Annotated in this window: 21 protein-coding genes; 14 read left to right on the forward strand and 7 right to left on the reverse strand. The window is 40.7% G+C overall.

What is annotated here, in order from left to right; all coding sequences use genetic code 11:
• Nucleotides 1–190 precede the first annotated feature (190 nt).
• Both B5X76_RS06810 and glmS read right to left on the reverse strand, forming a co-directional pair.
• A complete protein-coding gene (locus B5X76_RS06810) occupies nt 191–2374 on the reverse strand; it encodes a DUF4954 family protein (RefSeq protein WP_079642363.1) in 2184 nt (727 codons plus the stop codon).
• A gap of 1 nt (nt 2375) precedes the next feature.
• A complete protein-coding gene (gene glmS / locus B5X76_RS06815; RefSeq protein WP_079642364.1) occupies nt 2376–4217 on the reverse strand; it encodes a glutamine--fructose-6-phosphate transaminase (isomerizing) in 1842 nt (613 codons plus the stop codon).
• 346 nt (nt 4218–4563) lie between these two features.
• On the opposite strand from glmS, the gene B5X76_RS21625 reads away from it, so the two are divergent.
• The 5 genes from B5X76_RS21625 (at nt 4564) to B5X76_RS06840 (ending at nt 11213) form a co-directional block, all read left to right on the forward strand.
• Complete coding sequence (locus B5X76_RS21625; RefSeq protein ID WP_139375224.1) at nt 4564–4947, forward strand: hypothetical protein; 384 nt, start codon at nt 4564–4566, stop codon at nt 4945–4947.
• Nucleotides 4948–5016: 69 nt separating this feature from the next.
• Nucleotides 5017–6372: a TolC family protein gene (locus B5X76_RS06825; RefSeq protein ID WP_079642366.1), complete on the forward strand. Its 1356-nt coding sequence runs from the start codon at nt 5017–5019 to the stop codon at nt 6370–6372.
• A gap of 21 nt (nt 6373–6393) precedes the next feature.
• A complete protein-coding gene (locus B5X76_RS06830; protein ID WP_079642367.1) occupies nt 6394–9549 on the forward strand; it encodes an efflux RND transporter permease subunit in 3156 nt (1051 codons plus the stop codon).
• Nucleotides 9550–9553: 4 nt separating this feature from the next.
• The gene (locus B5X76_RS06835) at nt 9554–10642 is read left to right on the forward strand and encodes an efflux RND transporter periplasmic adaptor subunit (protein WP_079642368.1); all 1089 of its coding nucleotides are present in this window, start codon (nt 9554–9556) and stop codon (nt 10640–10642) included.
• A gap of 13 nt (nt 10643–10655) precedes the next feature.
• The gene (locus B5X76_RS06840; RefSeq protein WP_079642369.1) at nt 10656–11213 is read left to right on the forward strand and encodes a TlpA family protein disulfide reductase; all 558 of its coding nucleotides are present in this window, start codon (nt 10656–10658) and stop codon (nt 11211–11213) included.
• Between the two features lie 42 nt (nt 11214–11255).
• Here B5X76_RS06840 and B5X76_RS06845 read toward each other — a convergent pair whose 3' ends face one another.
• Together B5X76_RS06845 and B5X76_RS06850 are read right to left on the reverse strand one after the other, a co-directional pair.
• Nucleotides 11256–12113 carry a flavin reductase family protein gene (locus B5X76_RS06845; protein ID WP_079642370.1) on the reverse strand — a complete coding sequence of 286 codons (858 nt, stop codon included), beginning with the start codon at nt 12111–12113 and terminating at the stop codon, nt 11256–11258.
• Between the two features lie 34 nt (nt 12114–12147).
• Nucleotides 12148–13122 (reverse strand): fumarylacetoacetate hydrolase family protein, encoded by a 975-nt coding sequence (locus tag B5X76_RS06850; protein WP_079642371.1) that lies wholly within the window; start codon nt 13120–13122, stop codon nt 12148–12150.
• Nucleotides 13123–13431: 309 nt separating this feature from the next.
• Between B5X76_RS06850 and B5X76_RS06855 the strand changes: the two genes are divergently transcribed.
• From B5X76_RS06855 to B5X76_RS06865, 3 genes are all read left to right on the forward strand, one after another.
• Complete coding sequence (locus B5X76_RS06855) at nt 13432–14589, forward strand: homogentisate 1,2-dioxygenase (RefSeq protein WP_079642372.1); 1158 nt, start codon at nt 13432–13434, stop codon at nt 14587–14589.
• A 29-nt stretch (nt 14590–14618) separates the two neighbouring features.
• Nucleotides 14619–15746, forward strand: coding sequence for a 4-hydroxyphenylpyruvate dioxygenase (gene hppD / locus B5X76_RS06860; protein ID WP_079642373.1), 1128 nt, complete (start codon nt 14619–14621; stop codon nt 15744–15746).
• A 121-nt stretch (nt 15747–15867) separates the two neighbouring features.
• Complete coding sequence (locus B5X76_RS06865) at nt 15868–17094, forward strand: Glu/Leu/Phe/Val dehydrogenase dimerization domain-containing protein (RefSeq protein ID WP_079642532.1); 1227 nt, start codon at nt 15868–15870, stop codon at nt 17092–17094.
• Between the two features lie 57 nt (nt 17095–17151).
• Here B5X76_RS06865 and B5X76_RS06870 read toward each other — a convergent pair whose 3' ends face one another.
• Complete coding sequence (locus tag B5X76_RS06870) at nt 17152–17679, reverse strand: TlpA family protein disulfide reductase (protein WP_079642374.1); 528 nt, start codon at nt 17677–17679, stop codon at nt 17152–17154.
• Nucleotides 17680–17890: 211 nt separating this feature from the next.
• Here B5X76_RS06870 and metA point away from each other — a divergent pair, with 211 nt between their 5' ends.
• The 6 genes from metA (at nt 17891) to B5X76_RS06900 (ending at nt 22679) form a co-directional block, all read left to right on the forward strand.
• Nucleotides 17891–18838, forward strand: coding sequence for a homoserine O-acetyltransferase MetA (gene metA, locus B5X76_RS06875; RefSeq protein ID WP_079642375.1), 948 nt, complete (start codon nt 17891–17893; stop codon nt 18836–18838).
• A 425-nt stretch (nt 18839–19263) separates the two neighbouring features.
• Nucleotides 19264–20382 (forward strand): metallophosphoesterase, encoded by a 1119-nt coding sequence (locus tag B5X76_RS06880; protein ID WP_079642376.1) that lies wholly within the window; start codon nt 19264–19266, stop codon nt 20380–20382.
• An 88-nt stretch (nt 20383–20470) separates the two neighbouring features.
• A complete protein-coding gene (locus B5X76_RS06885) occupies nt 20471–20884 on the forward strand; it encodes a hypothetical protein (RefSeq protein WP_139375225.1) in 414 nt (137 codons plus the stop codon).
• Between the two features lie 12 nt (nt 20885–20896).
• On the forward strand, nt 20897–21511 hold the full coding sequence (locus B5X76_RS06890; RefSeq protein WP_079642378.1) for a sensor histidine kinase: 615 nt from the start codon (nt 20897–20899) through the stop codon (nt 21509–21511).
• Nucleotides 21511–22293, forward strand: a complete 783-nt coding sequence (locus B5X76_RS06895) for a LytR/AlgR family response regulator transcription factor (RefSeq protein ID WP_079642379.1) — start codon at nt 21511–21513, stop codon at nt 22291–22293. The genes B5X76_RS06890 and B5X76_RS06895 overlap by 1 nt, the downstream gene beginning before the upstream one ends.
• 107 nt (nt 22294–22400) lie before the next feature.
• On the forward strand, nt 22401–22679 hold the full coding sequence (locus B5X76_RS06900) for a hypothetical protein (protein ID WP_079642380.1): 279 nt from the start codon (nt 22401–22403) through the stop codon (nt 22677–22679).
• A gap of 83 nt (nt 22680–22762) precedes the next feature.
• On the opposite strand, the gene B5X76_RS06905 is transcribed toward B5X76_RS06900, so the two are convergent.
• Together B5X76_RS06905 and B5X76_RS06910 are read right to left on the reverse strand one after the other, a co-directional pair.
• A complete protein-coding gene (locus B5X76_RS06905) occupies nt 22763–23221 on the reverse strand; it encodes a MaoC family dehydratase (protein ID WP_079642381.1) in 459 nt (152 codons plus the stop codon).
• Nucleotides 23222–23897: 676 nt separating this feature from the next.
• A complete protein-coding gene (locus B5X76_RS06910) occupies nt 23898–24299 on the reverse strand; it encodes a DUF1634 domain-containing protein (protein ID WP_079642382.1) in 402 nt (133 codons plus the stop codon).
• Nucleotides 24300–24301: the final 2 nt, after the last annotated feature.

Below are 24301 nucleotides of genomic sequence, written 5' to 3' on the forward strand. Positions count from 1 at the left end.
TTTAGAGGCTGTATCAAAAGTAGAATTTATCGTCATTTCGACTGTAGCGCAGCGAAATGGAGAAATCTAAAGATTTGAAATTTAAGTTTTTAGATTTGCTTCGCAGAGCTCTTCGAGGTTTCTCGACTGTACTACGTTTCGCTCGAAATGACGTGAGAGTTTCAATTATGATACAGCCTCTTTTGGATAATTATTCTTGATTTAATAATTTTTCTACTCTTTCTTTAAAGTCGATGTATTCTTCTTTCTGTTTGTTTAAGAAGCTATTGTCCGCTAGTTTTCCTATTACAGATTCCATTTCTTCCATGGAGTCGTATGCCAACAGGCGGAAGGGATTCTCATAGTCCTTTGCTCTTGATTTTTCTATTTCTAAACAAATCCATTCCTTTGTTTTAAGACTCTGTTCCAGACAGTCCTGTATAAAATCGGTGGTCCATTCGTTGATTGGAAGGTTCGTTATTTCTGCCAAAGAGGCTATTGCATGGGTCGTTTTGTCGTTTTGATAAGTGCTACTCCATCGGTGGTAATGTTCATGGATGGTACTCCAAGAATCGACTTTTCCACTTTTTATATCCTCGATGAGAGTCTGTACCTGTTGATTTTGAATTAATTGACCACCAATGTTTTCAAATTTAGCACGGTGTATATCAGCTAGTTGCTGCTGGGCATCCGATAACTTAAAGGTTCTTTTTTCGAGTGCATCTGCTAGGTGTGTGCTGCCGTAATAGTGGATCATACGTTTAAAGAGTCTGTAACAGGCTCTGACTTTTATCAATATGACTTTTCGTGTAGAATATTCGGTATCGGTCAGGTGTATTTCTCTTTTATCAAGATCAAAATCTTGATCCTCCAGCAGCTTAGATCCTAAAATTTTGGGATCCATTTGAGGATTCAAATCTGACCAGGTCTTCCCCACAGCAATTTTGATCTCATCCAATGCGTCAAACATCTCATTGATCGTATCGGGAGCCAATACATCGTATTCGATGTGTTGGTTTTTTAATGTTCTTTTGTCCCGGGATGTAAATTTGAACGTATTGCGCATTAACGCATACATATTGTATAAAAACCAATATCCAGGAACTATCAATAAACGGTTTTTCTCGATGTCGTTGCTGACTAGAGAAAAGGGAATGCGGATATCTAATTCATGCAAAAAGTCTCCTTTGACTAAAAGTGTATATGACGCAAATCTAGAGTTATGTTTGATACTCACGCATAGACCCGGCCAAAAACCCCGTCCGGCAATGATCTCTCCGTCTGCGGCGCGAGAATTGTGATTAGACCCAATGGTAGCACCTGCTGCCATATTACTCTGTCCCTTGATCAGCGCTGCGCAAAGGAAGGAATTGTTATGATGCTGTTCGTGAGCGGGAAATAGGAGGGAGTTCAGTACCTCACAACATGATATGGTGGAGTTGTCGCCCAGAAAGGAGTTAATCAAGCGTGCACCATACTTTAGCTGAGAATGGGAAGAGAGAATAAAGCGTACTGCTTTTACGCCGTAAAATATTCTACAACCGTACCCTATTATGCCGTTTACGATTTCACAGCCTTCGCCAATCTGGGTAAACGCTTCTTCACTGGAATTTATTGTGACGTTTTTGAGCTTATTTACTCCTTTTATATAGCTATAGGGGCCGATTTTGACATCCTTTATGGTATTTGAATTTTTAAGGACGACGTGATCTGCGATGGTACTGTAATATCCTCTCTTTTTTGAAAAGCTGTTGTCTGTTATTTCTACTAATCTGTCTTGAAATACGCTGTCGTTTCGAAGACGAGACCATAAATAGACATCGGCAGCCTGCATTCCATCAAAAGGAATTACGGATCGACCTCCATTTTCATTACAGAGCTCCATCCATATTCGCTTTTCCGGGAGCTCGTCGTCTTTGAGAATCCCATTTCCAAATTTGGCACTGTTACTACTTTCCATTTCATTGATGTTAGAAAGTATAACACTATCTCCGATAATAAAATGAGACATGTAACGGACATGATGTATAGCGGAGTACGCGCCAATGTCTGAGCTTACGATAGTCGAGTTGTATATACCACAAGGGAGACGAAGATCTCTATAGGAAAGATATGCCTGGCGCATTGGCCCGATACGGACTAATCCATAGAATTTTGAGCTTTGAATCTGTTCTGGAAAAAACGGATCGCTAACGAGCACCTCCGACCAATTGGAACTGTAGTTAAGTTGATCCGTAAGTTTTTTTACCTCTAGGCTTGTCAATGGACGAAAGACCTTTTCTGCACCCAACTGTTCATTCCTAATATAGTATTCGTCGGCCTGAGCCGGAATATGCTTCGGCGAAATAAAGCCATATCCAAGATTGGCTAAAGGTTCTTGTGTGATGAAGGTCATACTACTCTACTGTTACAGATTTGGCTAAGTTTCGAGGTTTGTCCACGTCACAGCCTCTTGCAATGCCTATATAATACGCTAATAATTGTAATGGAATTGTAGAGAGTATCGGAGCGACAATTTCGTGCGCTTCGGGGATCTCGATAACATCGTCGGATAGGGAGGAGGCGAGTTTGTCATCACGGGATACTAAAGATATAAGCTGTCCTGAACGTGCCTTGATCTCTTGCATATTGCTGATGATTTTTTCATGGATTTTATCTTTTGTAGCGATGAATAATACCGGAAGATTCTCATCAACTAGGGCTATAGGTCCGTGTTTCATCTCTGCGGCTGGATAACCTTCGGCGTGGATGTAGGATATCTCCTTGAGCTTTAAGGCTCCCTCGAGTGCTATAGGGAAATTGTAGCCACGGCCTAAGTACAGAAAATCTCGGGCATTGGCGTATTTATGTGCTATGGCTTTAATTGTTTCGATCTGCGTATCCAGTATTTCTTGGGTTTTTTCGGGGATGAGTTGAAGTTCGCGTACCAATAATTCTGCTTGTTCAGGAGCTATTTTTTGTTTGTATTTGGCAAGTTTAATAGCAAAAAGCAATAATGCCACGAGTTGTGTGGTGAAGGCTTTCGTGCTGGCCACCCCAATTTCTGGGCCTGCATGGGTGTATATCCCTGAATCGGAGAGCCGGGCAATAGAAGATCCAACAACATTTACTATTCCAAATATAGTTGCGCCCTGTTGTTTGGCGTTTTCCAAAGCGACTAAAGTATCTGCTGTCTCACCACTTTGGGAAATAGCAATAATAACGTCTTCTTTATCAATTATAGGGTTTCTGTATCTAAATTCTGATGCATACTCGACCTCGACAGGAATCCGACATAATTCCTCAATCCAATATTCAGCAAGCAAGGCCGCATGCCAGCTGGTACCACATGCGACAATGATGATTCGATGGGCTGATAGTAGTTGGTCTTTAACCCTCTCAAGACCACTTAACGTTATTTGATGGGTATCCGCATCAACCCTTCCTCTAAGACAATCTTTAATAGCTTTAGGTTGCTCCACTATTTCTTTCAGCATAAAGTGGGGATATCCCGCCTTTTCTATACTAGCGAGCTCCATGTCGAGTTGCTGAATAAATGGGGTTACCTGTTCGTTGCCTAGATTTTTGAGTATAAGCTCGTCAGGTCTTATAATAGCGAGTTCATAATCGTTGATGTACACCACTTCTTTGGTATGCCCGAGCATTGGAGATGCATCTGAGCCTAAGAAATGTTCGCCCTGCCCGATACCTATGACCAATGGGCTACCTTTGCGTGCTGCTATTATGGTGTCTGGCGTGTCCTGATCCAGTACGAGTATAACGTAAGCTCCTGTAATGCGTTTGAGCGCAATTCGGATTGCTTCCTCTAAGGGACAATCGTTGTTGATCTTTATATCTTCAATAAAATTGAGAAGGACTTCGGAATCGGTTTCACTTTTGAAGACATATCCTTTTTTGAGTAACTCCTCTTTGATAGAAGCATAGTTTTCGATGATTCCATTGTGTACAAGAGCTAGCTTGCCGCTTTGGGACGAATGGGGGTGTGCGTTATAGTCCGAAGGTACACCATGTGTCGCCCATCTGGTATGTCCAATCCCTGTTGTAGACGAAAGGTCTGTCGATTTGATCAGTTCCTCTAAGGCTGCGACTTTTCCAGCGGTTTTGGAAATCAGTAACGCTTGTTGCGAATGAAGTGCAATACCTGCACTGTCGTATCCGCGGTATTCAAGTTTGTGCAATCCTTCTATCAAGTAAGGATATGCTTCTCGATGGCCTACATAGCCAACAATTCCACACATAGTATCAAGTTTAATCTGTTAATAGGAAGTCAAAATTATGAATTTTCGATAAAACAATCGATTGCGTAGTGTTTTTTAACAAAAAAATATTTTTTAAATAAGATATGTGGTAAAATGGAAATTTTTGGGAGTAGATGCTGTTAATATGCTATTGTTAGGAACTGTGCTTGTCCCGGTATCTGAAAAATGGGAAGCGTAAAATAGGTGTTACATCTATTTTTGATGTCTCGAGGAATAGCCTGTATTTCCTCAATTGAAGGTTTTTTAGGCCGAGGAGCGCTACAAAATTTTATATTCGAACGCAATTGTATTGCGTATAGTGGTAAATTTATGTAGGTTTGCCTTGATGAGTAATTTTGATATCATAAAAAGCAGTTCGTTCGCCTTCATGTTGCGGATTGTAGGTATTTTTATGGTTTTTATTCTGACTTCGTGCCCGATAAAGGCATCTATCAAGCAAAATTCTACGCAGCAGGCTTCTTCCGGATTAGGTATTAAGCAATCCAAACTAATAACTTCGTCGGAAGTCCGTTGTGTGTTGGACGGTAAAGAGAGTGTCGCAAAAGTTACCAATTCGGCTATTGAACTCTCACCATCCATCGTATTAATTACTTTTTTTTGTTTCCTATTTTTAAGTGTTTCTAAAAATAGGGTTAGAATACGCTTACCGCAAGTTCCTAATTCGGGAACCAATAATCTTTTTATATTCTTTAATCGATTCAATTTATAGCATTCAGACACGTTAATCGCCTAAAGGCATTTTTATAATTGTGTTTTTTTACTATAAATTTTACAATCCATGATCAACAAGTTATGGGCTTGTTTGCTCGTTATGGGGACTGCACTCATCTCTAGTGGTGTACACGCGCAGGTACTTCAGAACTATTGGCAACAAGCTAAAGTAAACTATAAAGGATTTTCTATTAGAGACCGAGAAATCGGTATAGCCCGCTTAGACAGTGCCGCAGCATTGGAACATTATAAGCCGCAGGTCTGGCTTCAATATCAACAGGGATTTAGCTCATTAAACAATGTGTCTGGAGCGTTCTATCCGATGCCTGGTATTTTTAATATCTCCGGTTCCAACACATCGGGTGGTACGTCAAATACCTTCAATCAGTACGCTACGAGTAGTCTTAATTGGGACTTAGTCAATTTCGGTCGTAAAAATGCGGATCGGAATTTAGGTGCTACTGCCGTAAAGCAGTCTACCTGGGAATCTAATCAATACCAGCTCTTGATACAGCATGAGCTTGCTCAACGGTATATCAATTTTTTGTATTATCAAACGCTCTTCAATTGGTATCAGGTGCACCTGAAAAGGTATGAGGATATCTTAGAACTGACACGGGATTTGGCGATAAGTGGTATAATTCCCAGTGCAGATACGCTTCTCGTCTCTTCTTCGTTAAACAACGTTTCGTCTGAACTGTCGCAGGTCTCGGGACAGCTTAAAGGAAATGTATATGCATTATCCGAGTTTGTCGGTGATACTGTTGATACTGCCGTTGACCAAACGGATCGCTTCTTTAAACTATTGGAAGAGAATGCGTCAGGATTAATTGTTCAGCCTGTTTTGGAAATAAAGAAATTAGAATCTGAAAAGCTAGACTATTTGATGGAGAAATCAAAGCGGCAAAGCTTACCACGTGTGATGGGAATAGGAGCAGTATCTAGTCGCAGCTCGGGGGTATCCTCAGAAGGTGTCGCGTCTAATAGTTACGGTGATATGTTTCAGAATTATGCGCACAATTACTTTGTTGGTGTAGGGGTGAGTTGGAATCTGCAACAGCTGTTTACAGCAAAGTCTGACCGAAAGATTTTTGACGCGAAACGCCAAAAAGTTGACGAAGAGTATCATCTATTGGATCGAGAAATTGAAAAACGTGTATTGGATCTGGAAACGCAAGAAAAGCTGACGGTAGATGGTTTGGTCGATTCAGAGCGAAGTAAAAGAGAGGCTTCTGAAGCCTATGATATGTACAGGGTACGGTATGAAGGAGGATTAATCAATTTGGCAGAACTTCTGCAAGTACAGGCCATTTTGCTTCAAAATGAAAAGCAGAATCTCCTACATTATTACAATTACTGGAATATTGCTTTAAAACGATCTTTTCTTGAAGCAGATGTCAATAAGGTGATTCAACATTTCTAATCGATAACTATTTATATACATATGAACATTATTAGAACAGCGCTGAGGAAGCCTATTGCATTCATTATGGTAATCATAGCGATCGCGTATTTTTCCTGGCCGGTAATCCAAAAGATAAAAGTCGATATTTTTCCTGAGATAGAGTCGCCTGCCATGTATATCGCAATGCCCTATGGTGGGCTGTCGCCAGCCTACATGGATGGTTTTATGGCCAACGAATTTCAAAAGGTTTTACTTTTTGTTAATGGCGTTAAGGAAATGGATTTTAAAAGTATCCAAGGACTTTCCTTGATGAAGTTGACATTCTATCCCGGGACTGATATGTCTCAAGCGTCTGCCGAATTGAGTATGCAGGTGTCCCGTGCGATGGGTTTTTTGCCTCCAGGAGCTGTGCCTCCTATGGTGGTTCGCTTTGATGGTAGTTCGCTCCCTGTAGGACAATTGGTGTTTGATAGTGAAAAACATTCAGTCACCGAATTGCAAACTATGGCCATTACGAAGGTACGTCCTATGTTTGTGAATATCCCGGGAATAACGGCCCCAGCTCCTTTTGGCGGCAATATGCGTAGTCTCGTGGTGAATATTGATCCACAAAAGATGAAAGCCTCTGGGCTTAGTCCAGAGGAGGTCACTTTGGCTATTACGAAAAACTCGGTCCCATCGCCGGCTGGGAATATACGGTTGGACGATAAAAACCTTATGGCGCCGATCAATTCTATTGCTGCTGGTGTAGAAGAGTTTTTACAGACACCGATTAAGACCGTTGCCGGTGGGACACTATTGGTCGGCGATGTTGCTACGGTGTTGGATGCAGCAGATCAAACGGTGGGGTATGCGTTGATAAATGGAAAACGTTCGGTTTACCTTCCTATTATTAAGAAGCCAGACGCATCGACGTTAACTGCGGTGGACAATCTTAAAAAGTCTCTGCCCATGTTGGAAAACCTCTTGCCCGAGGGGGTTAAAATCAGTTATGCCTTTGATCAATCGGTTTACATATCGAGATCACTGTCTAACTTGATTTTTGAAGGTGCCTTGGGCGCTCTTTTGACGGGGCTTATGGTTTTTCTTTTTTTTGGCGATGTGCGTGGTGCGTTAATCGTTGTCTTGACCATACCTATTGCTATTATTACAGCAGTGATAACACTGTATTTCTTTGGACAGAGTGTGAATATCATGACGTTGAGTGGTCTGGCACTATCTATAGGGATTTTGGTGGACGAGGCCACGGTTACGATAGAGAATATTCATCAACATATGGAGTTGGGAAAATCGAAACCTAGGGCCATCTTGGACGCCCTTTTAGAAATATCGGCACCTAAGTTGTTAATATTGCTCAGTATCCTAGCTGTACTTACCCCTGCATTTATGATGAGTGGTATCCCTAGGGATATGTTCATGCCTTTGTCGCTAGCCGTTGCATTTGCGATGATAGCCTCATTTATTGCTTCTCAGACTTTTGTGCCTATCATGGCTAATTGGATTATGAAATCCAAGGTGCATGGGAGATTAGTCCGTAAGAAGCGGTCGTTTATGGAACGTGTCAATGTGAAGTATGCATTTTTGGTCCGTTCTCTGGTCCGTAGATCCACGGTGCCTACTATTGGGTACCTGGTCTTGAGTATTGGTGCTATATTTCTGCTATTTTCTTTATTGGGTACTGACATTCTTCCACGATCGGAAGGCGGTGATTTTCAGCTGCGGATACGGCTACCGGAGGGGACGAGACTGGAAACCAGTGAAGAAACAGTTCGTAAGATCGGAGAATCCATTACAGCGATGCTACCTGTGAATAGTGTAAAGATGAGCTCTGCATTTGTAGGGATGCACCCCTCAGCTAACCCAATAAATCCCATTTTTTTGTTTAACAGTACAACCGGAGAGGGGGTTCTACAGTTATCGTTGAATAAGAAGTTGATCGGTGTAAAGAATGATGAACTTAAGGAGCAGATCCGTGAGCGGATCCGTGAAAAATTTCCGTCGGTGGTCATAAACTTTGAGCCGATGGAGCTGATGGATAAAATTATAGGGCAGGGAGCTATGACACCTGTAGAGGTTAAAGTTAGCGCGTCCCAACTTCAGGCTGCAGAATCTTATGCTAAAAAACTGGTTTCTAAGTTGTCTGCTTATGAGTTCTTGAGAGATGTGCAGATTGCAGAGCCCTTGCATTACCCGGTGATTGATATTAAGTTGGATCGAACCCGACTCGCACAATTTGGACTAACAGTACAAGAGGTGTCTAGAAATATTTCAACGGCGACATCGTCAACCCGATTTACAGATAAAAATCTATGGGTGGATCCTAAGTCTGGGCTGGTATTCCAGGTTCAGGTTCAAGTGCCAGAGAACTTAATACAAGCTGTAGAGGATCTGCGCGCTATGCCTTTACAAAAAGGACAGCGTTATCCAATCCTGGAGGATGTAGCAACGATTACATACAGTACTGTTGCAGGCCAGGTGAATCGGCGAGGTCCGAATCGCTATGTTACAATATTGGCAGATCTTTATAAAACGGATTTAGGTACAGCTAACAAGGCCGTAGATCAGGCGCTTCTAGAAATAGGAGAGGTGCCTAAGGGAATGCGTGTATGGAAAGAAGGTACCTTGCCTTTATTGGAAGAAACGCTGTCCGGGTTATTAATAGGATTGTCTATTGCTATCGTCGTTATTTTCTTCATGATGAGCGCGTATTATCAATCTATCCGTGTTAGTTTGGTCATTCTTTCGGTGATACCAGCGGTAATCGCCGGTAGTTCGTTTTTCATCTGGGTTTTTGGTAGTACGTTGAATCTACAGTCTTACATGGGGATCATCATGTCGATCGGGGTGTCTGTCTCGAATGCGGTGCTATTGGTCAATCAGGCAGAACAGAACCGTAGAAAGTATTTTATATCGGCCCAGTTTGCGGCAATTGTTGCTGCAAAATCTCGGCTACGCCCCATTCTGATGACTGCCGCTGCAATGGTTGCGGGTATGATTCCTATGGCCTTGGGGATGGGGGATGGTGGCGAACAGATTGCTCCCTTAGGACAAGCTGTAATTGGTGGTTTGATCACTTCTACTGCTGTCATCTTATTGATGATACCACTGATTTTTTCATTGATGATGAAGAAAGCTACGTATTTGGAGCCTTCACTAGATCCTGATGATGTAAATAGTAAGTTTTATAATAATTAAAGAAATGGTAAGATATAGTTTTTTATTAGTGCTTGTCGTATTCCTTGGCTGTAAGCAAAAGGAGGGGGATAAACAGGCAAAGCAGCAGGCAAAAGCAGATATGCTTGAGGTGGAAGTTTCGCACCCTCAATCCTTGCAACCTGAATACAGTCTTAAAGTGACAGGTGAACTGCAGCCACAGGAGTCTGTTGCGTTGTTTTCGAAGGTAAAAGGTTTTGTAAGGCAGATTCACGTTGATGTGGGGGATTATGTTCGCAAAGGACAGTTGCTCGCACGGATGGAGGCGCCCGAGATGGATATGCAGAGTACGGCCGATCGGGCGAAACAGAATCAGCTTATGGCTAATTATGAAGTGAGTAGGCTTCGCTATAAGAGGCTCCATGATGTAGATGGACGTAAAAAAGGGGCTATCTCGGCGCTAGAGCTGGAGAAGGCACACGGCGATATGCTAAGGGATAGTGCCGCGGTCGTAGAGGCTGGTGGGACTTATCAAAAGTCGAAACAAATGGAAGATTATCTGTTAATCAGGGCGCCCTTTTCAGGTATTATTACCCAGCGTAATTTTTCGACAGGGGCGCTTTTGGGGGACAACGGGATACCGATGTTTAATCTAGTGGCTAATGATAAGCTTAAGTTGAAAGTGGTGGTGCCGGAGGTGCATGGACAATCTGTGTCGGATAGTACTACGGCAGAGTTTCAGGTGTTGAGCGTGCCCAATCGGATATTCACGACGAAATTGAAAAGAAATGCAAAATTCATTGATCCAACCACACGGTCACTGAGCTTAGAGTTTGAGGTAGCGAATGCCGATAAAGGTTTAATCGGGGGAGATTTTGCGGATGTAAAACTCTCTTTGCAAAGGACACATAAAACAACATTTGTGCCTAAAGGGGCAGTCGTTAACGCTCAGTCTGGTATATTTGTCGTAAGAATCGGGGAAGATGGTAGCACAGAACGCGTACCGGTGCGACCGGGAATTTCGTATAATGATCTGATTGAGGTATTCGGTAGTATCCGTTTGGAAGATCGTATCGTGAACCGCGCATCTGAGGAACTAACAAATGGAAAGAGGGTAAAAACTGTAATGAAATAATACTTTAAATATTATGCTAAAGAAGAAACAACAATTAGTGCTATTAATCTCGATTGGACTATTTATGGTCGGTTGTACCAATACTGCCAAAGAAAGAGGGGGTAAGGATGAAGAAATTTTGGAAAGCCCGGTGGAGCTGGCTGCGGAAGCGAGTGGGGAGATGGTGAAAGCTAGTTTTGTTGATATCAATAATGGTGTTACGACGCTGGATTCACTCCGTGGAAAAGTGGTGGTGATGAATTTTTGGGCTACCTGGTGCCCTCCTTGTATCCGCGAGATGCCCTCATTGAATAAGCTGTTTTTAGATTTAAAATCTAATAAAGGGATTGTATTTATGGCAATAGATGTCGATGTAGATATAAAAGGAGCGGCTAAGTTTATGGCTAAAAACAAGTTCGATCTCCCTTTGTATACCCTGCATTCACCTTTGCCTGCGGAGTTGGAAACCAATTCTATCCCTATGACGGTGATTTTAGATAAAAATGGGAAGGTTGCTGCTAAGCATACAGGGATGGTTGATTTTGGTAATCAGAATATTAAGACAAGTTTGATGAAACTAGTTGATGAGTAATTGCTAAAAAAAGGTCAGGGGATTTTCCTGACCTATTTTATCTTATAGGGTACGAAGTAAAATTTGCCAGGCTTTTTGTAAGGAGCCCTGGTCCAACAGTTGTGCAGCATGCAAATGTGCCGTCTGGATATCGGTATACGCAGCATCTATTTCTAAAGTATCATCGATAGTAGGTATTGTTTCTACATTAGCAAGTAATCCGAGATGATTTCCAGTTAGCACTTTTGACAAGCGAACGGCTTCAGGGAGGTTGTCTACTCCAATTCCTAAATTGCGTAGAGGCTTGGGAACCAAGAAAAGGTTGTCCTGGGTAACCCTGCAATACCAATCACCTCCTAATCGGGCGACTAAATCTAATTCATGTTGCTGTATGTTGTTTTTGTCGTCAAGAAGGTGTGCTTGCACATGCATAGCAAGTACCTCTGCCAAAACAAGGTTTCCTGCTCCGGGGAGCTCACTAAGCGGTATAACCTGCTGTACGCGGCACTCGAGCTGAATCGGCGACTCGGCTACACGGGGAGGAGCAATATATACAGAGGGTATTGGGGTTAATCCTGCTTTCTCAAATTCATTGATTCCTTCGGCGTACTCTGTACTCGCTAAGGATTGCTGCTGTACGAGGTCGTAATTCACTATGTTAATAACAACTTCATCAACCTCTAGTATATTTTCTAACGTGTGTTTTGTTGATCCGTCACGCATCCGTCTTAATGGAGAGAATACACAGATCGGAGGCTGGTGAGACATCAGGTTAAAGTAGCTGAATGGACTTAAATTGACTTGTCCTTTTTTATCGATTGTACTGGCAAAGCATATAGGTCTAGGTGCGATCGCATACTTAATCAGATTGTCAAATATAGCTTGATCCTTTTTGGGATCAAAACTTATCGTGTTACTCATATTGGCTATGTTAAATATTGTGCTTATTTTCTGGTTACGCTGTTGTTAAAACAATTCTGTTGTCAAGTATGCCTAGTCCGGTTACTTCTAAAGAAACGGTATCACCTTCCATGAGCCATTGATCCTGATGATCGGGATTTTCGAGGCGCCCAGTTCCATTCAGTTCGAGAAAGCACCCCGTGCCTACAGTACCAGATCCTATTACATCTCCAGGGAAAAGCTCCACCCCATAGGATGCGCGTTCAATTATCTCTGCAAAGGTCCAATCCATATCAGCGAGGTTGCCTAATGAGACTTGTTGTCCATTGACTTTACAGGTCATTTTTAAGTTGTAACAATCGCCGGTATGACCTTTAGGAGCGGCTGTTTTGTAAGGTAGAAGTTCTTCCTTAGTCACTAGCCAGGGACCGATGGCGGTTGCGAAATCCTTGCCCTTAGCAGGGCCTAAATTCAATTTCATCTCTTCCATTTGGAGTTTTCGGGCACTGATGTCATTCATGATCATGTAGCCGGCAATATAATCGTCTGCATCAGCTGCTTTGATATTCTTGCCTCGCTTATTTATAACAATGGCGACCTCCAGTTCAAAGTCAAGCTGTTCCATATGTAAAGGCATGCAGGAAATATCTCCAGGACCAAAGATAGCACGATGGTTGGTGAAATAGAAAACCGGGAACTGATCGAACTCCGGAATCATCTCCAATCCGCGATTGCGTCGGGATGTGGCGACATGCTGTCTAAAAGCATAAGCATCCCTACAGGATGAAGGGAATGGGACAGGAGCAAGCAATGTTGCCTCGGATAGCGATATCGCTTGAGGGTGAATTTCACGTTGTTTTATTTTTTCTTCGATACGGCGTAGCGCAGCCATACTATCGTCGCCACCTAAAAGAAAATCCTGCATGGAGGTCGGCAATGCCGTGTCTAATTCTGAACAGGGGTATATTTTATCCGCTATTAATAAGGCAAGATGTGGTGTGTTTTTATAAAGGCAAGTTACAATTCTCATAATAAGAGCGGTGTTAAAGCGGATTCAATTATAGATTTATGCTGCAAATATACATATGATTACAAAAATTAAAATATTTAGCTTAAGAATATTGAATAATATTTTTACCTTTACTGTATTATAAACCCAACGATGTACAATTTTGGCATACATAACGCTAAGTTATCCTTTGGATTGATCGCTTTTATTAAGGCGATGATAGCGGATATTGTATTTGCGCAATATTAACACATTTACTTCTTAGACTCGAACTAGTACTCATCGAGTAGTTTCATCTTTAATTTTTTGACAGTTTAAAACTAGAGGATTATGACATTTTATCATAAGCTCGGGCAAGTCCCCGCAAAGCGGCATACCGTATTTAAAAAGGAGAATGGCGATTTATACGCCGAAGAATTGGTGTCTACGCACGGTTTTTCAAGTGTTTACTCCTTAGTCTATCATTGTCATCCACCGACATTGGTCAAGCAAATCCGCGAAGCCTATGATGTGTCTCCTAAGATTGCGCGGGAGAAACATCTTAAACATACGAGTTTAAAAGGATTTTCTTTGGCTCCGACGGATGATTACCTGGAGAGCCGTAAACCGGTTTTGGTCAATCATGATCTTCATATCTCTTTGGCAGCGCCGCGAAAGTCTATGGAGGATTATTTTTATAAAAATAGTCAGGCTGATGAGATAATTTTTATCCATGAAGGTAAAGGGGTATTGAAGACAGGATACGGAGAAATTAGCTTTTCGTATGGAGATTATCTGGTTATCCCACGAGGTACAATTTATCAAATGCATTTCGAATCGAGCGACAATAGACTACTCATTGTAGAATCTTTCTCTCCGGTACGCACGCCCAAACGTTACCGTAATGAGTTCGGTCAATTAATGGAGCACGCCCCGTTTTACGAACGTGATATCCGTGTTCCTGAAAATCTGAAAACATTTGATGAGATGGGGGATTTTGAAGTGAAAATAAAAAAAGAAGGTTTGATTTATCCTTATGTGTACGGTAGTCATCCTTTTGATTTTATTGGTTGGGATGGTTATCATTACCCTTGGGCTTTTTCTATACATGATTTTATGCCTATAACGGGTATGCTGCATCAGCCACCGCCAGTACATCAGACATTTGAAACAGACGCTTTTGTATTGTGCAGTTTCTGCCCACGCTTATACGATTATCACCCGTTGGCCGTACCGGCTCCTTATAATCATAGCAATGTGGATTCTGATGAGCTTTTATACTACGTGGATGGTGATTTTATGAGCCGTAAATCGGTGGATAAAGGACAGCTCACGCTGCATCCAGGGGGGATACCGCACGGTCCTCATCCGGGTACGGTAGAAAAAAGTATCGGTCAGACGCGGACAGATGAATTGGCTGTAATGATAGATCCATTCAGACCGCTAATGCTCACCGAAGATGCTTTGGCGCTTGAAGATCCGGATTATTATAAATCATGGATGAGTTAGTAACTAATTAATAAACATATCATATTATCATGACACAAACTTTTGCGGAGAAAATTGCGAAGGCGCAAGACTTTCTTCCTATTAATGGTACCGATTATATTGAATTCTATGTCGGTAATGCGAAACAGGCTGCACACTATTACAAAACTGCTTTTGGATTCCAATCTGAGGCTTATGCGGGGCCAGAAACAGGGGTTAAGGACAGGGCTTCTTATGTGTTAAAACAAAACAAAATAAGATTGGTGCTAACCACTGCTCTACGCTCTGAACATCCTATTTCTGAACATGTGAAAAAACATGGTGATGGCGTGAAGATATTGGCCCTTTGGGTGGATGATGCCCGCAAATCTTTTGAAGAGACAACCAAGCGTGGTGCAAAGGTATACCAAGAGCCTATCTGTACACAAGACGAACATGGTGAGGTGTGGACTGCTGGGATCTATACGTACGGAGAAACAGTCCATATGTTTGTAGAACGCAAAAATTACAAAGGAACTTTTATGCCAGGTTATGAGGCTTGGGTAAGTGATTATAATCCCGAAGATACAGGTCTTCTTTACATCGATCACTGCGTTGGAAACGTGGACTGGAACAAAATGAACGAGACTGTTGAGTGGTATCAAAATGTGATGGGATTTGTGAATATTTTATCATTTGACGACAAGCAGATTAATACGGAGTACTCGGCCTTGATGAGTAAGGTAATGAGTAATGGAAATGGTTATGTTAAATTCCCAATCAACGAACCTGCAGAAGGAAAGAAAAAGTCACAGATTGAGGAATATCTGGATTTTTATGAAGGAGAAGGGGTGCAGCACGCGGCCTTAGCAACAAATGATATTGTCTCCACAGTGAAAGCATTGAAAGCACGTGGAGTAGAGTTTTTGGGAGCTCCTCCGGAAGCATACTATGATATGTTGCCGGAGCGGGTTGGAGTGATCGACGAAGAAGTGAAAATTATTCAGGATTTGGGAATTTTGGTAGACCGGGACGAAGAAGGTTACCTTCTTCAGATCTTCACCAAACCTGTTGAAGATCGTCCTACGTTGTTTTTCGAGATCATTCAGCGTAAAGGTGCACAGAGTTTTGGTGCTGGTAACTTCAAAGCTCTATTTGAAGCTATTGAGCGCGAACAAGAGAGAAGAGGGAATTTATAAAACAAGAATAGCTGCTTTTAGAGATTAAAAGACGAATTATTTATATATGAAATACTCATGTTTAGCGAAGCACAAACACCCATGAGTATTCCATATGGCAGATAAAAAAAGTTGTACACATATGAAAGAATTACTTAAGGAGTTTGAATATAAAAGGCCAGAGATTGTATTTGAGTGGAAGGATAGAGAGACTGAGGCTGAAGGTTGGGTCGTTATAAACTCCTTGCGCGGTGGTGCTGCAGGTGGAGGTACGCGCATGCGTGCCGGCTTGGATCGTAATGAAGTGGAGTCCTTGGCGAAGACTATGGAAGTTAAATTTACCGTATCAGGACCAGCGATAGGTGGGGCCAAGTCGGGAATTAACTTTGATCCTAAGGACCCTAGAAAGAACGAGGTATTGGCCCGATGGTTTAAAGCCGTTACCCCTCTACTTAAAAACTATTATGGTACAGGTGGAGATCTCAATATTGATGAGATTCATGATGTGATCCCTTTAACCGAAGAGTATGGACTATGGCACCCACAAGAAGGGGTGTTGAATGGACATTTCAATGTTCGGGAAAGTGATCGTATTCGCCAGATAGGTCAGTTGCGTTATGGGGTGTCGAAAGTGTTGGAAGACACTTTTTATAGTCCAGATTTGAAGCGCAAGTATAAAGTCGCTGATATGATCACAGGTTTTGGTGTAGCTGAATCGATACGACATTTTTACGATCTTTATGATGATGGGTGTAAAGGCAAAAGGGCTATCATACAGGGCTGGGGCAATGTCGCTGCTGCCGCTGCTTTTTATCTTTCAAAAATGGGGGTTCGTATCGTAGGAATCGTCGATCGTGTTGGCGGATTGATTAATAAGGAGGGATTTGGTGAAGAGGAAATCACGCAGCTGTTCCTGAATCGTAATGGTAACGAACTTGTTTCGCCCGATATGATTCCTTTTGACAAATTGCAGGAAGAAGTATGGCGTGTTGGCGCCGAGATATTTGTCCCTGCTGCAGCTTCTCGTCTTGTTTCGAAAAACCATGTTCAACAGTTGGTCGATAATGGCTTGGAGGTGATAGCGAGTGGCGCCAATGTGCCGTTTGCTGACAAGGAAATCTTTTACGGACCTGTCATGGAGTATGCGGACCAGCAAGTGGCTGTTATACCAGATTTTATTGCTAATTGTGGAATGGCAAGAGTGTTTGCTTATCTGATGCAAACGAGTATTGAAATCAGTGATGATGCCCTCTTTTCCGATGTTTCAAAGGTTATCTTGAATGCTTTAAAGGATATTCGCGATATTTCAAAAGAGCGAACACATATCTCTTCTAAAGCTTACGAAATAGCTCTCCGTCAATTGATCTAGCATAAAAACTTTCATACGGATATTTTCAGGAAAAAGGGGGCTTAAAGCCCCCTTTTCTTATTTTTTGCTGTATTTTTTTATGATATCTTCTATGACTGCTGTAGTAAGCTCATGGTCTGTAAGCGTGGGAAAACCTTCCCAGCGAACGATACCTTCTGGATCGATTAGAATACAATGTGGGATTCCTTTGACTTCAAGTTCTTTTTTTAGTTTGCCTTGTGTGTCTATTGCATTGTAGTAATCTATTTTAATATCCTTCGCATTTTTAACTTTGTCTGCGGTCTCATCTGAGATTCCGATAATGACTAAGTTTTCATTGTATTTTTTTTGCCATTCATTTAGTTCGGGAATAACTTTTCGGCAGGGACCACACCAAGTAGCCCAAAAGTCTACCAGTACAAACTTTCCTTTTGTGTTTGGAGTTTCTGAAAGCCACTGTTCGACTGCTAATTGAGGCGCTTTTTCGTTGATAATGGACTTTGCCCAAAGTTTTTTGCCATTATTGCTTTCTTGACTATAGCCAAAGGTAACTGTGAGACATAGCAATAGTGCGGCAACGATTTTTGTTGTTAATTTTTTATCCATAGGATTGTTGTATTTTGCTGCTTTCTTTGTTATTAGGGTTTACGTAGGCAATTTACGATTGTTTTTTTCTTTATGCAAGCGTTGCAATTATTTGTACAATTCTAAAGGTTGTCATTGGACTGGAAGAAATTCCTTGATTGTGGATTTTTAATTACTGGGTATTTTTGGTACTTTTACTGCTGAATTTAAGGTGAAATAAGTGTAAATTAGTATGCCTGTCAAGATACCCGATAACCTGCCCGCTATAGAACTTTTAAAAAGTGAAAGCATATTTGTAATGAGTGACCTCCGTGCTAGTGAGCAGGATATTCGCCCGTTGCGGTTGCTTATTCTTAATCTTATGCCTCTTAAAATCTCGACTGAAACTGATTTTGTTCGATTATTGTCCAATAATCCCTTGCAGATAGAAGTCGATTTTTTACATTTAGAATCTCATACTTCTAAAAATACCTCTGCGGAGCATTTGGAAATGTTTTATAAAGGATTTTCTGAGGTTTCCAATGATTTTTATGATGGCATGATCATTACTGGCGCTCCTGTAGAGATGCTTCCTTTTGAAGAAGTGACTTATTGGGAAGAGGTGACACGTATCTTTGATTGGGCCAAAACTCATGTTACTTCAACATTGTACATATGTTGGGCCTCTCAAGCAGCACTCTATCATTTTTATGGCGTTGAAAAACAACCTTTAGATAAAAAGCTATTTGGCGTTTTTCAACACACGGCTCTTGATAAAACAAATCCTCTTTTTAGAGGTTTTGACGATGAGTTTTTTATCCCTCATAGTAGGCATACTACCATTTCGCAGTCAGATATTGATAATAGTAAGGACGTGGAAGTGTTGTCAATGTCTGATGAAGCTGGTTTAGCTATCGCTGCTTCAAGAGGGGGGAGAGAATTCTATTTGACAGGGCATTCTGAATATGCTCCGTATAATCTACACGAGGAGTATGTTCGTGATCGTGATAAGGGATTGGAGATTGATATCCCATTAAATTATTACACGGATGATAATCCTGAATTGCCACCTAAGGTAAGATGGGTAAGTCATGCAAATCTACTTTTTAATAATTGGTTAAACTATTTCGTATATCAAGAGACTCCATTTGACTTGAAAAATGTGCCACAGTTGGGTGACCTCCGAAATACGAATGGATAAAATACAATAACAGCAGCAAAGCTCGTTTTCAAACATTGTATGTGGGGTTAATGTCAAGATAAGAAAAAACGCCTGGAGCTGGGAGCAACAGACGTTTCTAACTAACCAATTATTAACCTAAATTATGAAATTACAAGTATAACGTCATATTATTACCTTTAGTATGTGCGGGAGCAATTTTTTCTTGTATTGTGCTGTTTTTGTTACAAATACCTGGCAATATATTTTGTTATTGACCGAATTAGTCGTTCTTAGGGGCCAAATTCTTGGAATATCTCAGCTCGGGGATGTGCATTTTAGATCTTAAACATTTCCTACTTTTTATTGTTTTTTGTATGATGGGGTGTGATTTGGAACTGGTTGGTGTGGCGGATTTTTTAGAATAGGTAGCTAGATGCGTATTATTATGATTAAAAGCGAAAATTATGGATAGACGGTATTATTGGGTTATATTCTTCTTGTTAATCAGTTTTCATTGGAGCCTTGCCCAACCATCCCTACAGCGCAGGTTAATTCTAGTAGGAGATGCAGGAGAGGTTAATAGCGCACAGACCGAGGTGATAAAACATGCTCGTCATCAGGTAGAGGCTAATAGAACCACTGTCTTTTTTTTAGGGGATAATATTTATCCGTCTGGGTATCAGAATAATACCCCAGAGCTGGAGCTTAGGAGCCAGAATATTCTGAAAAGTCAATATGAAGCTTTTAAAGGCTTATATGTTCCTGTTTATTTTATTCCGGGCAATCACGATTGGGCGCATTCTGGCAAGGATGGCTTAAAATCGATACAAGCTCAGGGACATTTTTTAACGCAGCTATCAGATAGTTTGATTCAGATGATCCCAAAGAATGGTTGTCCAGGTCCTGTTGAGGTAGATCTTTCTGATAATCTAACTGCCATAGTGTTAGATAGTGAATGGTGGATGTTTCCATATGAACGCCATAGTTTGGACCAAGATTGTGGTGCCAGATCTGAAGAAGAGGTGATATCTCAGGTAGAGTCGTTGTTTTTAAAGAATAGAAATAAAACAGTTTTATTGATAGCGCACCATCCCTTGCAAACCAACGGTTCTCACGGCGGATATTTTAGCTGGAAAGACCACGTATTTCCGTTGACAAATGTCCAATCGCAGCTGTATGTGCCATTGCCTGTTATAGGTTCATTGTACCCGCTACTACGACGCACTGCTTTAAAGTCGCCTGAAGATTTGGTGCATGTAAAGTATAAAACTTATAGAGATAAATTGTACCAGGTATTTAGTGGTTTTCCGAATGTTATCTATTTAGGGGGACATGAACATGGTCTACAATTATTGCAGGATTCGGTGGGGAGGCTACAGGTGGTTAGTGGCTCCGGTGCTAAGGAAACATACCTGCGAAGAAAACCAAATGCTTTATTTCTATACCAAAAGCAGGGCTATGTGATTTTAGATTATATGTCAGATAGATCCGTTGTATTACGTTATTTTGAGGAGAAAGATGGGGGTGTGACGGAAGCCTTTCAATATGAGGTGCCCTACAAAGAATTTTCAGTTATCAAGTAGACATGCCTAATGTGAATATCCTTAATCTTCATTGTTTTCTGATAAAATCTGTACTTTCGTAAAATCACTAATTGAACTCAAAAGACTAATGATGAGATGTAAGCACATGGATTACCCCTTTGGTTTGTGGATCAAGCAGAGCTTTGTCTTTGCGCTGACAGCAACCTTGCTAATAGCTTTGGCCTCTTTTACCGGAGGTTTTATGAGTACACGGAGCGTCATCCAAATTTGCATTACGTTTTTAGTTATTTTAATCGTTGCGTTAGATAATATCTGTATTCATATTTATTTTAAAGTAGAAGATCCTGTCAAGTCGCCCCTGTATGTCAAGGTGATTAGTTTTGGTAGTGCGATTTTGATAATCTGGATATTTCATTATATAGAGCGTTTTTTGGGGATCACTGATGATCGATTGCGAGGTATTTTGGTTCAGAGCCCGCTTCGTAACCTTACATTTATTAGCGTTCAGGGGAGCTTGTTAAACGTCGTGGTGCTATTGTGACTTTATTTTTTGATGTCTGAGCATGCCAAAGTACACCATAAGTTGGAACGGTCTCGATTGGAGCGCTCTAGAGAAGAGGCTATAAATCTAATGATGCGGCAACAAATACAGCCTCATTTCTTATTTAATGCGTTGGCGACTTTAAAGACACTGATTGTAAAGGATCCTGGTATGGCACAAAATTATCTGGTACAACTATCTGATTTTTTGCGAATCACCATTGCCTCTGTTAAAAATGGCGAGTTGGCGAGTATAGACCAGGAGATCAAGTTGTGTGAAGACTATTTGAATATGCAAAAAATCCGTTTTGGGGAGGCTTTGCATTATCAGGTGGATGTTTCACTCGATGTAAGAGAGAAGCAATTACCTATATTCTCTATCCAACCATTGGTAGATAATGTTTTGAAACATAACTCATTTACTGTCCAAAATCCTGTTCGTATATGCGTCGATGAAAGGGATGGCTGGATAGTGGTTCGGAATAATAAAAATATTCAATATCAAAAGGTGGAATCTAATGGTAGTGGACTCCGTAATCTGGTGGAGCGGTATAAGTATTTGTTTGTACAAGGGGTAGAAATTGACGAATCAAACGATTTTTTTGAAGTGCGTATTAGGATTCTGTAATGAGGATAGTTATAGTAGAAGATGAGATCCTGGCTGCCGAAGACTTAGCGCAAACGCTACAACAAGTATTGCCACAGTCGGAAATCATAAAGCATGTACAATCGGTTCATGAAGGGCTGGTGTTCTTTGGAAGCGATCCTAAGATTGATTTGATTTTTTCGGATATTCAGCTGGGCGACGGTCTTAGTTTTCAGATTTTTAAAGATGTCAATGTCACTGCGCCTATTGTTTTCTGTACGGCGTATGATAATTATTTGCTTGAGGCGTTTAAGACAAATGGGATTGATTATATTCTAAAACCGATATCAAATTCTGCTGTTGCGCAAACAATACAAAAGTACTTTGGCTTACAACGACAATTAAGCCAGGTCATATCAAATGCTGGTATGGGGGAGGAAGGTGTCTACAGTACCTTATTGGGGCAGATGCAGACTAATAATAATGCCGTAATAGTGTACCATCACGACCGTATTATACCCTTGTCTTCGGAAGAAATCGCTTTGTGCTATATCGAATATGAAAATGTATTTATTAAGACTTTTGATGCCAAAGAATACGCAGTAAATAAGAGCCTAGACGATCTGGAAAAGCTACTGGGGATCGGCTTTTTTCGGGCTAATAGGCAAAATCTAGTTAATAGAAAAGCGCTAAGGCATGCTAGTTATACATTATCTAGAAAGTTGTCCTTGGAGTTTTGTATGACACATGAAGCTAAAGTATATGTCAGTAGGGAAAAAGCTAGCGTTTTTCTCCGTTGGTTGGAAGCAAAAGATATTATGTAACAAGCCTTGTTACGGTTCGCCCCTTATTTTGTCCGTTTGAGCTTGAAACCGATTAAATAGGTCAAATAAATTCTTGATTTTTGAGGCATTATTATTTAAAAGGAAAGATGATAACGGTAAAGGCTATGTATAACTTTGTAAGTGTTTTCAAAACAAATATTCAAACGTTGACGGATAAACTTGTTGTTTTAGAGGGGTTGCGCTCATTAAGAATACCGATTGTTGTGAGCTTAGATCTTGAAGATGAAGATCGTGTTTTGCGTGTTGAGTCTCCCGAACATATTGTAAGTCAGGTTTTGAAAAAAGTAGATGAATACGATTTTAAATGTGAGGAGCTAGATAGTTTTGTAAGGGGTGTCCCGTTGGGGAATGTGATGCTATCTTGAGATCTGCGTAATCACATGGATATGATATATCCCGGACGAGTGGGCATTAGATCTGCCGACTTGTCCGGGAGGATAAAAGTTAGTTATTCGAAGTGATATAAAAACACGACATCACCAACATATGCTGGTTTTGGATTATCTTTAATAATTAACGTCGCTTCAATTGAAGCTTTAACGGTACCTCTCAGGTTAAGTATTGAATTTACTTTTGCTTGCAATTGTACTTCATGATCCACTAATACTGCCTGTCCAAACTTTAAATTTTCGATGCCGTAATTGATTTCCATCTTTAAGTTTCTTACGTCTGCAATCTGTTTCCATAAATAAGGAATTAATGAAAGCGTAAGATAGCCATGCGCTATAGTCGACTTGAAAGGGCTGTCAGTTTTTGCCTTTTCTTGATCGATATGAATCCATTGATGATCTAAAGTGGCATCTGCAAATCGGTTGATCTGTTCCTGATCGATTTTGTGCCAATCGGAAGAGCCGAGTTGTTTTCCTTCGTAGGACTTGTACTCTTCATAATTGTTTATTATTACCATTTTAAGAAAGTTGTGTTTAATATTTAAATGTAAATATTTTGGATGTAAGTTAATAAAACTTTTCTTAGCTGAAGTTAATTCTTTTTATTTAAAACAGAAGGTGATTGAATGGCTTGATTTCGTTTTAATTGTAGAAATGCGAAAGGGTTTAGACTAATCTAAACCCTTTCTGGCTTTTTGTATTCATACCTTTTTTTTCTGTTTCGTTGTTTCTTTTTTCGCTCAAACCAAATGTCTAAACTTTGCAGATACAATCAAAAAGCGTTTATCTAGAAGAGGTTGTACTATGTGTAACACCTCAATAACTGTTGCTCTTTGGTATAAGAACGACTATAAATGAATAATATTATGTGAGCGGCAAAAAATAAATTATTCTTTTTGAAGGATTCGGTCCATGTCCAATAACTATTATCTTCTGTTCTAAATGTCGGTGGAATAGTAGGACTAAAAGTTTTCTAATGAGCAATAAAAGAAAAAAAAACGCCTGCAGCGGGGAGCTACAGGCGTTCTTAACTAACCAATTATTAACCTAAATTATGAATACCCAAAGATAAGATGAAAACCTTAAATTAAGTGTTAAAGATTTGTTAATATTTGTTTGGTCTCAGTGTTGTTACATGATATTTTATTTGGGTATCATGTGTTATTTTGAAATTATATAGTATTTTATCGGCTATTAACCCTTTATGCCGCTGAGTATACTTGCTATGATAACAGCTAGAACAATTAAAGTGATAATAACGTACATGGTGTCTTTCTCGATAATAAACCCGAAGAGCGATCCCATCACTCGTAGGATAGGTGTGCCTATCAGAAGCAGTACACCGAATTGGATGATCTGCGGTATGTTAAATTGGGATGCTCCCAGAATGATCCCCGATATTGTTGTATTTGAAGTTGGCTCTCCTACAAATTCTTTGTAATTTGGTATGGGATCCTGTCCATGGAGCATCAGATATAGGACACCTCCTAAGATTAGGGTTATAGAGGCGAAGATAACACCAATGCGCAAGATTTGTCCTACTAACATAGAGATGTCTTTATCGTTCCAGTAATACCTTGAGAAGACTCGTTTCATGT

Source organism: Sphingobacterium nematocida (genome assembly GCF_900168125.1).
GTDB classification, from domain to species: Bacteria; Bacteroidota; Bacteroidia; order Sphingobacteriales; family Sphingobacteriaceae; genus Sphingobacterium; species Sphingobacterium nematocida.

Excerpts from the sequence above, each read along its gene's own strand:
- B5X76_RS06810 (WP_079642363.1), bottom strand. The coding sequence starts at position 2,374 with ATGACCTTCATCACACAAGAACCTTTAGCCAATCTTGGATATGGCTTT.
- glmS (WP_079642364.1), bottom strand. The coding sequence starts at position 4,217 with ATGTGTGGAATTGTTGGCTATGTAGGCCATCGAGAAGCATATCCTTAC.
- B5X76_RS21625 (WP_139375224.1), top strand. The coding sequence starts at position 4,564 with ATGAGTAATTTTGATATCATAAAAAGCAGTTCGTTCGCCTTCATGTTG.
- B5X76_RS06825 (WP_079642366.1), top strand. The coding sequence starts at position 5,017 with ATGATCAACAAGTTATGGGCTTGTTTGCTCGTTATGGGGACTGCACTC.
- B5X76_RS06830 (WP_079642367.1), top strand. The coding sequence starts at position 6,394 with ATGAACATTATTAGAACAGCGCTGAGGAAGCCTATTGCATTCATTATG.
- B5X76_RS06835 (WP_079642368.1), top strand. The coding sequence starts at position 9,554 with ATGGTAAGATATAGTTTTTTATTAGTGCTTGTCGTATTCCTTGGCTGT.
- B5X76_RS06840 (WP_079642369.1), top strand. The coding sequence starts at position 10,656 with ATGCTAAAGAAGAAACAACAATTAGTGCTATTAATCTCGATTGGACTA.
- B5X76_RS06845 (WP_079642370.1), bottom strand. The coding sequence starts at position 12,113 with ATGAGTAACACGATAAGTTTTGATCCCAAAAAGGATCAAGCTATATTT.
- B5X76_RS06850 (WP_079642371.1), bottom strand. The coding sequence starts at position 13,122 with ATGAGAATTGTAACTTGCCTTTATAAAAACACACCACATCTTGCCTTA.
- B5X76_RS06855 (WP_079642372.1), top strand. The coding sequence starts at position 13,432 with ATGACATTTTATCATAAGCTCGGGCAAGTCCCCGCAAAGCGGCATACC.
- hppD (WP_079642373.1), top strand. The coding sequence starts at position 14,619 with ATGACACAAACTTTTGCGGAGAAAATTGCGAAGGCGCAAGACTTTCTT.
- B5X76_RS06865 (WP_079642532.1), top strand. The coding sequence starts at position 15,868 with ATGAAAGAATTACTTAAGGAGTTTGAATATAAAAGGCCAGAGATTGTA.
- B5X76_RS06870 (WP_079642374.1), bottom strand. The coding sequence starts at position 17,679 with ATGGATAAAAAATTAACAACAAAAATCGTTGCCGCACTATTGCTATGT.
- metA (WP_079642375.1), top strand. The coding sequence starts at position 17,891 with ATGCCTGTCAAGATACCCGATAACCTGCCCGCTATAGAACTTTTAAAA.
- B5X76_RS06880 (WP_079642376.1), top strand. The coding sequence starts at position 19,264 with ATGGATAGACGGTATTATTGGGTTATATTCTTCTTGTTAATCAGTTTT.
- B5X76_RS06885 (WP_139375225.1), top strand. The coding sequence starts at position 20,471 with ATGATGAGATGTAAGCACATGGATTACCCCTTTGGTTTGTGGATCAAG.
- B5X76_RS06890 (WP_079642378.1), top strand. The coding sequence starts at position 20,897 with ATGTCTGAGCATGCCAAAGTACACCATAAGTTGGAACGGTCTCGATTG.
- B5X76_RS06895 (WP_079642379.1), top strand. The coding sequence starts at position 21,511 with ATGAGGATAGTTATAGTAGAAGATGAGATCCTGGCTGCCGAAGACTTA.
- B5X76_RS06900 (WP_079642380.1), top strand. The coding sequence starts at position 22,401 with ATGATAACGGTAAAGGCTATGTATAACTTTGTAAGTGTTTTCAAAACA.
- B5X76_RS06905 (WP_079642381.1), bottom strand. The coding sequence starts at position 23,221 with ATGGTAATAATAAACAATTATGAAGAGTACAAGTCCTACGAAGGAAAA.
- B5X76_RS06910 (WP_079642382.1), bottom strand. The coding sequence starts at position 24,299 with ATGAAACGAGTCTTCTCAAGGTATTACTGGAACGATAAAGACATCTCT.